Below are 7664 nucleotides of genomic sequence, written 5' to 3'. Positions count from 1 at the left end.
GGAAAAGACAGTCAATTAGATTATGTGGTGAAACGTATACATGAAACCTAAATACGTGTGGTAATAATGTGTAAAAATCACAGCGGGTTAATCGTTAAAACGAAAGCGAGAAATTAGAACAAAGGTATATTTTTAGACGGAAAGTTAGTGCAATAAAATTTGCTACTTTTTAAAGTAACTGTTGGTACTAATCAATAATAATGATGTATGAGATTATTTGAACTAATTACTATACTACTGCTGATAGCGTTATTAATTGGAAGGTTTTATGCAATTCCCTCTAATACTAAAAAAGTAATATTGACAGGCAGCGCTATTGCACTTTTGTTGCATATTAGCTTGGAAGGTATAAGATGGCAGTTGACAATTGTTTATCTACTTTCGGTCATCGTTATTATTAATTACTTTTTAAAAGTCAAAATTCGTCAAAAATGGCTGCGATTATCCACTACTATTTTTTCTTTAATACTCATTCTAATCAGCTCAATTATTGGGTATTTAGTCCCCGTATTCAAACTCCCTACCATTAAGGGTGACTATCTTGTAGGAACAACAACCCATGTCATCGATACTAAAAGTGAAAACACCGGTCGTATTGATTTAAAAGCGTGGTATCCAATAGGCGAAGCAGGAACTAAAAAAGATGTGTATTGTGAAAATCCCATAACTAAATTAGATGACTTAATGGGAATGCCTGGATTTCTTTTTAGTCATTTAACTCTTGTACAGACAAGCGGTTATAGAGATGTTTCTAATAATAGTATTTCTACTAAATTTCCATTAGTAATTTATGCTCATGGAGCAGCAAGTACTAACATAGATAATACAGCCTTATTACAAGAAATTGCTAGCCATGGGTATATAGTAATTTCTGTAGATTTTGATTTTTCTTTTGAAAAATATGAATTGAGCTTACAAGAAGCCTCTATTTTAGACGTCAGAGCACAGCAAGAATTTGTAGCCAAACTGATGACAAGAGTAGTACCCGTTCAATCAGCAAAAATCATAGCTGTCATTGAACAGTTAAAAAATGAAAATTTAGCTTTTGTTACAACTATCGACTTCAATCAAATAGCGCTCATTGGGCATTCACTTGGTGGTACAACTTGCGCAAATATTGACAAGAACAGGTTGAAGCCTCAAGCTATTATAAACATTGATGGGCCAATGCCTGCAAATGCTACCTCAGTAATCAGTTGTCCATTTCTTTACTTAAGTTCTTACTCACCTGATTTACCCAATAAAGATCTTGAAGAAAAAGGCTTGCCTGATGCAGACTTTTATCGGCAGGTCAAAAAGTATGAGTTAGAAAACGTTTCTAACTTCTTTGAAGGAGACGATTCCATAAGACACTGGGTAAGGTTTGCCAATGCTGGTCATATTGATTTTACTGATTTACCATATATGATACCTATGATGGCTAGTAACGGCTATGAAAAAGGAAAAGGGCATTATTTAAAATGCGAAGTAATACTTCATTTTTTAAACTGTTATTTAAAAAATGAAGTAACGTGGTCTGACAGTAATGAATACTCTATGAACTGGCTAAAATAACGATAGCCAACATATTGTATAAGTAGTAACTGAAAAGCATTATTCTCATGGTTGGTAGCCCGCTCAAACAACATAGGGATTTGTCATGAAATTATTAAGTGACCTGTCACTACTTGGAGTTCCGATAGCAACGGATCGGATCCCCACTGTGGACGCAGCGCCAACGCGATAGAAATAGGCGGTAAGCAGACACTATAGTGCCTTATATCATTCGTTAGCGCTTGTTCTCTTTAAAAAGGTAATCACTTCTTTCTTATAAGATATCCCAATGGGAATTTCCTTTCCATTAATTTCAATATCGTGCATGGTATAGGCAGTGATCTTTCGGATGTTTACGATATAAGAGCGGTGCACTCGGAAAAAGTGATGGGGTAGTTTTTGTTCAAAATCAGTAATTTTATCTTTGGTTGTAATGCACTGTCCAGGAAGATTAATTCTCACGTAATCCTTAAGGCTCTCTACGTACAATATCTCTTCAAATAGTACCTTCACGTATTTTCGGTTGGTGTTCACATATATACTTTGTTCTCCGCTGCTCTCTTCCTTTTCTGCACGTGCAAATGATAATCGTTGATTGTCGGTTCGCAAGAGGTATTTATTGATTGATTTCAAAAACCGATCAATCGTGATCGGTTTAAGTAAATAATCTACTATATCCAATTCGTAACTTTCTACGGCGTAATCGCGATAGGCAGTAGTGAAAATAATACTGGGGGGATGCAGCAATGATCGTGCAAATTTGATCCCGTCAATACCGGGCATTTGAATATCCAAAAAGAGTAAATCAATAGATTCTTTTTGTAGTAAATTAAAGGCTTCTAATGCGTTTCCGCAGGCGGCTACCAAATGCAACTGGGAAAATTGCTCTAAATGCTTCTTTAGTAAGTTGGCCGCCAATGGTTCGTCGTCTACGATCAAGCAGTTTGTCTTTTCACTTTTCATAGGCTTAAGTTTACTTCGTAGGTTTCTTCTTGCTCATCTATTAGCCATTTGTACTGATGAGGATACGTCAAATCTAATTGACGTTGGGCGTTTTGTACCCCGATTCCCGCTCGGTAGTTCATTTGGTCATCTTGACTGACGCTAGGTTTGGTATTAAGTACTCGGAAGTGTAGACTGCCATCTTTAACCGTAAGCGAAATCACCACCACTGCGGGACCAACCACACCGCTAACACCGTGCTTGAACGCATTCTCTACGATAGAGATCAAGATGAGTGGAGCGACTGATGTCTGCCAATCGTCAACAGAGTGGGCAAAATCTAACTGCAGTCGCTCACCATACCGTAATCTTTCCAGGTCAATATAGTGTTCTATTAATGCGATTTCGTGACGAATTGACACTTTGTCTGCCTGACACTGATAAAGCATATAATCTAGTATCTCAGCAAGCTTAGCAACCACCTGAGGGGCCTGATCTGATTTATCTAGCGTCAGCGCATATAGGTTGTTAAGCGTATTGAATAAAAAGTGTGGGTGAATTTGAGCCTTTAAAAAACTAAGTTCAGCTGTAGCCTTTTCTTGTTTGAGTCGCTCTATCTTCTGTTTTTCTTCTCCTCGGTCCTTGATCATCTTGATGAAAAGAAAAAGAAACGCAACCCCGTATACTCTGCCAAAATAACCAAGTATAGTATACTCGAATTCTCTAATAATTTGTTCTAAGGATTCTCGAGGCCCCTGGGGGTCGGTTAGCCTTTCGGCGATGTGAATATTAATAAAACGCGCCAATACCGTAAAGATCAGAATGCTAACAAGTAAGCTACCAACAAACCAAATGTATTTCTTTTTTTGCAGAAGGTGGGGGATTTGAAAATATACCAGTAGATACGTCGCCATCATTTTGGCGGGTATCCCAATTCCCCGGAAGATAAATGCTTGTCCCATTTCTGCTAAACCTTGCGTGGAGGTAACGGGAGCAATGAACCAGAAACCAGCCCAAAACAGAAGATGGAGCAGCCAACGGTGCTGAGAAATCTGGTCGATGAGTTGATCTACCTTTTTCATATAGGAAAAGTAGCAAAAAAGTAATTATTAATTGAAGAAGGGCGACCAATGTGAGGTATCATAGCCCGAACGAGCAGCATCGCAGGATAAATGCCGTTGGTAGGATCAACTTCTTCATCGAATTAGAGCTATTGGGTATTGGTCTACTTTTTACCAACCGTATCAGTGTAAGGCGTAACATTGGAAAAAATAAAACGATGAAACACCTACTATTGCTCAGCTGTCTGTGGATAACCACCCTACTCGCTAACGCTCAGAATCCATCTGAATCGCTAACCATTGAGAATAAGTCTTTCAAAAGCAAATCGGGGACTGTTGTCGAGGCTCAAGTGGGAAGTCTGATGGTACCGGAGAACCGAGCCAACCCAGATTCGGAGAACATATCGATTCATTTTATACAGCTAAAAAGCATAAATCCGACTTCTCAAGTCCCATTGGTCTATTTGGAAGGCGGCCCAGGACAAAGCTGTACCTGGCAAGCCGATGACCCTTTCTACTTAGAACGCTGGCTTCCTTTTCTAAAAGTAAGTGACGTTATTTTGTTAGACCAGCGGGGCACGGGAGCCGGAACGCAACGGGTGCTATACATTACTCCCAAGGATGTTCCAGCTGATATTTTTGCTAACCAGAAAGTCAGAGAAGAATATCTGGCGACCATGAGCCAGGCTGCTTTAGCTGAATTTGAGCAGCGGAAAGTTGATTTGCGAGGATACACTACGCTGGAGAACGCCCAAGATATTGACAATCTGAGGCAAGCCTTATCTTATGAACAGGTTTCGTTATTGGGGTTTAGCTACGGAACTCATTTGGGTTTAGCCTACATGAAATACTTTGGCCAGCACGTAAAGAATGCCGTCTTAATTGGGGTGGAAGGACTTAACCATACCTTTAAACTGCCTTCTACCTTCGTTGCCCAGTTTCAAAAAATTGCTTTACTCGCTCAGGCTGATCCTAAGGTGAATAAAGAGGTGCCAGATTTGATTGATCTGTATGATCGTATCATCAAAAGATTAGAAGAGAAGCCTGTCAAACTAAAAGTTGCTTCCCCACTTACGGGCGAGTCCATGCCAATAAATATCGGTTCCTTTGGACTTAACTTGATACTGCTTTCTGACATAAGTGATGCTAGTGACATTCCTGTTTTCCCCCGCCTGCTATTCAGTATTGACCAAGGCGACTACGATATTTTGCAGTGGTTTGTGCAGAAACGTGTCGGGGATTTATACGGAGTACAAGGTATGAATGCCACCATGGATCCAGCCTCTGGGGCTAGTTCCGACCGGTTAAAAAGAATAGAGAAAGAAACAGTAGATAGTCCATTCCGGGATGTTTTATCAGCCATGATGCAGAATGATTGGCCTTCCCCTGATTTAGGCGAAGAGTTTCGTGCTCCTTTCTCGAGTAATATTCGAACCCTACTAATGAGTGGCACTCTTGATAGCAATACGCCCCCTTATCAGGCTGAAGAAGTACGCTGGGGCTTTTCTAATAGCAGTCATATCATCATAGACTTTGCAGGACACGAACAGATACTGGCCCATCCTCAAGCAATCTCTACGATCACACAATTCTTGAGAGAAGAAGATGTGAGTGATATAACCTTATCCTACCCTGCGCTAGAATTTATACCAGTGAAAGGAAGTCCCGGAGAGTTGTCCCACCCATCTATTCAGAATGATTATCAGCACGTTACAGAAAAGAACGAGGATTAAAATAAATCATTTAATTTTTGAAGGTAGTTCCACGCCGTGCCATATCTTACTTTTAGCTGTTTACTAATCTAATTGTTAGAAACCTGCTGAGGGTACAATTTCTTAATTTGTTATTGGATATTTGAGGAAAGTGTAGAGCGTGAAATTTCTTACCTTTACCATCCCTACCTTTACTCGTTCGCTGATCATAGTACTTTTAAACTGATCCAGGCTAGCCAGCAAGGCGTCCGTGGGAGCTTGGGCGGTACCCTACCAGGGTGGCCCCGCTGTCCTACGTCATATGAAGTTTATCTCGGTGTTAGGGGCAATTAAATAAACCCCATATTAGTCGGAATAAGCTGAAAATAGGCTTTAAACGGAAGTAGGTGTCAATAATAAAATTATAGAAAGAATGAATTATTTGCAAATTAAGAAAAAAGCTAGTTACTATTTGGTGTTTATTATTACAATGGTCTTGGTAATCAGTTCTTGTGTTGAAGACATTAAAGACGTAAGTCCGATAATTACACAATCTTTTGAATTGGATGCTTTCAATGGCATTGCATTATCAATTCCAGGAAATGTTAGAATTATTGAGGGGCAAAACCAAGAAGTTGAAATAACAGGAAGAAAAGAAACTATTAATGAGATTAAAAAAACAGTAAACGATGGTGTATGGGACATTGTCTTGCCAAATAATTATCACAAAAGCTATGATGAATTAGACATTATTATTACTTCTAATAACATAGAAAAATTAATTCTATCAGGTTCAGGTAAAATAACTGGAGAACATATACTACCATTATCTAATGTTATTATTTCAGGTTCGGGCAAAATTGAAGCTGAAACAGAAAGCTCTATATTGACAAGTACTATTTCAGGAAGTGGTAGGATAGATGTTTCTGGAAAAGCAGATGAGTTAAAACATAATATTTTGGGTTCTGGTAACTTAAACGGATTTGGTCTGGAAACAACCGATGCAGAAATTAGTACTTCAGGAAGTGGAAAGTCAAAAATTCTTGTAACATCAAATTTGGACGTAACAATTATCGGTTCAGGTAGCGTCTATTATAAAGGAACCCCAACCATTACAACAAATATTTCCGGTGTTGGTCAGATAATTGATTCAAACTAAAAGTAAAAGCCCATAACACTGTTAGGACTTTCGCCTTAGGTATCATAACGCAGGAATTGTTGGGTAACAAAGTTGATTGACCAAATAGTCGGTAAGCTGATTACGCTTTACTTGGTAGATGGTTGTATGTAATTGTTTAGCTCTTACTTTGAGCGACACCCAAGCATAGTAGCAACAAGCTAAATGATTACGCTGCGAACGCGACTGACGGCACTGACACTTCTGTGAACCTGTCAATTGTTTGAAGCCCCGGTGAAAGTCTTCGATGGCGCGGCCAACCGTCTGCCACCGATTGTCGTTTTTAAGCGCACCGGTGCCCGGTTCTGCAACAGAACAGTTAACATGCTGATCTAAATCATTGGTAATGATCCATTCAATGCGGCCGTCTGTAGCTTAACAACCAGTCTACTGGCCAGTGTTCGCTTATCAAAGTGCAGTTCGTCCAGATGCTGGTAACCTATATCTCGGTTTACACTCATCTTACGATTGCTCTTTAATGTGGTAAAGAAGGTCCAACCGCTACGATGGATGAGTTTAAAATTATCGGCTGAGCCATACCATCTGTCAAAAGGATCGTTTTGGCTTGGATGTTTTTTATAGGTAATTAGCCGGATAAACATCTCTTGGAAGTGATCGTTCTTAATCTTGCCATCCGTATTAGGATGGTAGATATGGTAGTCAATCGGCCAGAAATCTCCGTTGTTACCTGTTGAATGCACCAAATTAACTAAGCCGATACCCCGTACCATATCATGTTCAGTCTCTGAGTATTGACATTTGACCAAGTCTATGAAGCGGGAATATCGCTTGTTCTGGACGCTATCATCTACAATGATGGCCGCTTGCTGGCTGTCCTCAAGGTGAGGGTTGACTCTATCCCACAGTTGAGAAGGAGTAAAGCGTTCTTGTCGGAGGAAATCACTCACGGCATCGTGACTTAGCCCTGCTTTGTGATCAGCCAATTTGGTGCAAGTGTAGTTGGTCTGGGTACTGAGCAGATAGCTGATGTAGTCGTGTTTATTTAACATCCAAATAGTTTACGGTATCCTTATTCAAAAGCGAAAGTCCTATCTCTGTTGTCGTCCATACTATTATAAATTTTGATAAGCTCCGCTTTGATCTGATCAATATGATTATTGATCATTCTACTGTTTTCTTTACTACCTTTCACTCTACCCTTTTCACTGCTCCAAAGTTTTGCATCTACCCACTGCTTTGTGGAAAGCTCTTTCACCTCGCCGTTGATGGTAATGTGTATATAGATAGGAATTTCGCCAG

At 39.6% G+C, this 7664-nt stretch carries 6 protein-coding genes and 1 pseudogene; 3 read left to right on the top strand and 4 right to left on the bottom strand.

What is annotated here, in order from left to right; all coding sequences use genetic code 11:
• Positions 1–207: 207 nt before the first annotated feature.
• A complete protein-coding gene (locus WBA23_RS18275) occupies positions 208–1554 on the top strand; it encodes a chlorophyllase/cutinase-like alpha/beta fold protein (RefSeq protein WP_424583719.1) in 1347 nt (448 codons plus the stop codon).
• 207 nt (positions 1555–1761) lie between these two features.
• Here the strand turns inward: WBA23_RS18275 and WBA23_RS18270 are convergent, their stop codons facing one another.
• Positions 1762–2496, bottom strand: a complete 735-nt coding sequence (locus WBA23_RS18270; protein ID WP_424583718.1) for a LytR/AlgR family response regulator transcription factor — start codon at positions 2494–2496, stop codon at positions 1762–1764.
• Positions 2493–3557, bottom strand: a complete 1065-nt coding sequence (locus WBA23_RS18265) for a sensor histidine kinase (RefSeq protein WP_424583717.1) — start codon at positions 3555–3557, stop codon at positions 2493–2495. Before WBA23_RS18265 ends, WBA23_RS18270 begins: the two co-directional genes overlap by 4 nt.
• A gap of 197 nt (positions 3558–3754) precedes the next feature.
• On the opposite strand from WBA23_RS18265, the gene WBA23_RS18260 reads away from it, so the two are divergent.
• Together WBA23_RS18260 and WBA23_RS18255 are read left to right on the top strand one after the other, a co-directional pair.
• Positions 3755–5269, top strand: coding sequence for an alpha/beta fold hydrolase (locus WBA23_RS18260; protein ID WP_424583716.1), 1515 nt, complete (start codon positions 3755–3757; stop codon positions 5267–5269).
• A gap of 391 nt (positions 5270–5660) precedes the next feature.
• Positions 5661–6386 carry a head GIN domain-containing protein gene (locus WBA23_RS18255; RefSeq protein WP_424583715.1) on the top strand — a complete coding sequence of 242 codons (726 nt, stop codon included), beginning with the start codon at positions 5661–5663 and terminating at the stop codon, positions 6384–6386.
• A gap of 42 nt (positions 6387–6428) precedes the next feature.
• Here WBA23_RS18255 and WBA23_RS18250 read toward each other — a convergent pair.
• Together WBA23_RS18250 and WBA23_RS18245 are read right to left on the bottom strand one after the other, a co-directional pair.
• Positions 6429–7414 (bottom strand): annotated as a pseudogene (locus WBA23_RS18250) (IS701 family transposase).
• A 20-nt stretch (positions 7415–7434) separates the two neighbouring features.
• The coding region (locus WBA23_RS18245; protein WP_424583714.1) for an Arm DNA-binding domain-containing protein at positions 7435–7664 on the bottom strand (230 nt) is incomplete at its 5' end.

This window comes from Tunicatimonas sp. (assembly GCF_049647865.1).
In the GTDB taxonomy this organism is placed as follows: Bacteria; Bacteroidota; Bacteroidia; order Cytophagales; family Cyclobacteriaceae; genus Tunicatimonas.
This window is presented reverse-complemented; position numbering and strand designations above follow the sequence as displayed.

What these genes read in the sequence shown, in the direction of transcription:
- WBA23_RS18265 (WP_424583717.1), bottom strand. Translation starts at nt 3,557, where the DNA reads ATGAAAAAGGTAGATCAACTCATCGACCAGATTTCTCAGCACCGTTGG.
- WBA23_RS18255 (WP_424583715.1), top strand. Translation starts at nt 5,661, where the DNA reads ATGAATTATTTGCAAATTAAGAAAAAAGCTAGTTACTATTTGGTGTTT.
- WBA23_RS18260 (WP_424583716.1), top strand. Translation starts at nt 3,755, where the DNA reads ATGAAACACCTACTATTGCTCAGCTGTCTGTGGATAACCACCCTACTC.
- WBA23_RS18275 (WP_424583719.1), top strand. Translation starts at nt 208, where the DNA reads ATGAGATTATTTGAACTAATTACTATACTACTGCTGATAGCGTTATTA.
- WBA23_RS18270 (WP_424583718.1), bottom strand. Translation starts at nt 2,496, where the DNA reads ATGAAAAGTGAAAAGACAAACTGCTTGATCGTAGACGACGAACCATTG.